Source organism: Streptomyces sp. NPDC054847 (assembly GCF_053610925.1).
Genome location: NZ_JBSGZJ010000762.1, coordinates 1 through 1,425 on the forward strand (window position 1 = coordinate 1; position 1,425 = coordinate 1,425).

Genomic DNA, 1,425 nt, shown 5'->3' on the forward strand with positions numbered 1-1,425 from the left:
GGGCCAGAACCCAAGATCTTCACGAGCCTTCTAGTACTCCAGCCGTAGATCGCTGGTGCGCCGTCCGACCGACCGCGCCTACGGGTGCGTGTCCGTGATCGCGATGATCTCATCGAGGCGGTCCAGGGCGGTCTGTAGGTCGTCGACCTTGGCCTGGATACGGTCGCGCTCGGCGCGCAGCATGGCTCGTTGCTCGGCGTCGGTGTGCCCGGAGTCCCAGCACGGAAGGAGTTCGGTGATCCTTCGGCTGGTGAGGCCGGCGGCGAACATCTGCTGGAAGAAGCGCACCAGGGCGACTGCGTCCTGCCGGTAGAGGCGCTGGCCGGATGGGCTGCGCTCCGCGATGAGCAGTCCTTGCTGCTCGTAGTAGCGCACGGCGCGTACCGAGACGCCGGCGCCCCGCGCCACCTCGCCGATGCGGACCAGCCGCTCGGCCGCGGCCTGCGTGACGGTCATGGTGATTCCTCTCACCCCGGTCCTGACGACCAGCACTTGCCTCTGACGTCAACGTCAGGTTTTAGCGTACCGGACATGGATATCAACAACTCAGTTGCCCTTGTCACCGGAGCCAACCGCGGCCTGGGCCGCGCCTTCACCCAGTGCCTGCTCGAACGGGGCGCCCGCAAGGTCTACGCGACGGCCCGCCGACCGGAGACCGTGGACCTGCCCGGGGTCGAGGTGCTGCCCCTCGACATCGCCGATCCCGCATCCGTGAGGGCTGCCGCCGAGGCCGCCCCGGACGTCTCGCTGCTCATCAACAACGCGGGAATCAGTACGGGGACCGACCTGGTGACCGGTTCGCTGGACGCGGTGCGGCACGAGCTGGAGACCAACATGTTCGGCCACCTGGGAATGATCCGGGAGTTCGCGCCGGCGCTCGCCAGGAACGGCGGGGGCGCGATCGTCAACGTCCTCTCCGCCATGTCGTGGTTCGGGAGCAAGGGTGCCAATGCCTACCACCTGACCAAGGCCGCCGCCTGGGCCATGACCAACGGCGTCCGCCTGGAGCTCGCCGAGCAGGGCACGCTCGTCACAGCGGTACACCTCGGCCTGGCCGACACCGACATGGCCGCGGGCTGGCCCGTGGACAAGATCGCTCCGTCGGACCTGGCCGACGCGGCGCTCGACGGTGTCGAGGCGGGCTCCGCCGAGGTCCTCGCCGACCAATGGAGTCGGGACGTCAAGTCCCGGCTGCCGCTGACGCCGGAAGAGTTCAACGCCGCAATGGACCGCGCCCTGGCGGCGCTGATGGCGGCCTGAGGGGTCCCTCGGGCCGCACGGACTTCGGCCGGCTGCTTCTGAGGTCGGTCAATTGATACCCCATCCGCCAGTTGTGGATCTTCATGCTGTGGCCTCGCGTCGGCGGTAGTGGCAGTTACGGGCTCGGGCCTGGTGTCGGCGGCGCCATAGGGACCAGCGCAGGCG

General features: G+C 68.8%; 2 protein-coding genes. One reads left to right on the forward strand and one right to left on the reverse strand.

Features of this window, described 5'->3' with window-relative positions:
• Nucleotides 1-78 precede the first annotated feature (78 nt).
• Nucleotides 79-456 carry a MerR family transcriptional regulator gene (locus ACWGH4_RS35060; RefSeq protein WP_223770955.1) on the reverse strand — a complete coding sequence of 126 codons (378 nt, stop codon included), beginning with the start codon at nucleotides 454-456 and terminating at the stop codon, nucleotides 79-81.
• A 75-nt stretch (nucleotides 457-531) separates the two neighbouring features.
• Here ACWGH4_RS35060 and ACWGH4_RS35065 point away from each other — a divergent pair, with 75 nt between their 5' ends.
• Nucleotides 532-1,260, forward strand: a complete 729-nt coding sequence (locus tag ACWGH4_RS35065) for an SDR family oxidoreductase (protein WP_453467956.1) — start codon at nucleotides 532-534, stop codon at nucleotides 1,258-1,260.
• Nucleotides 1,261-1,425 lie beyond the last annotated feature (165 nt).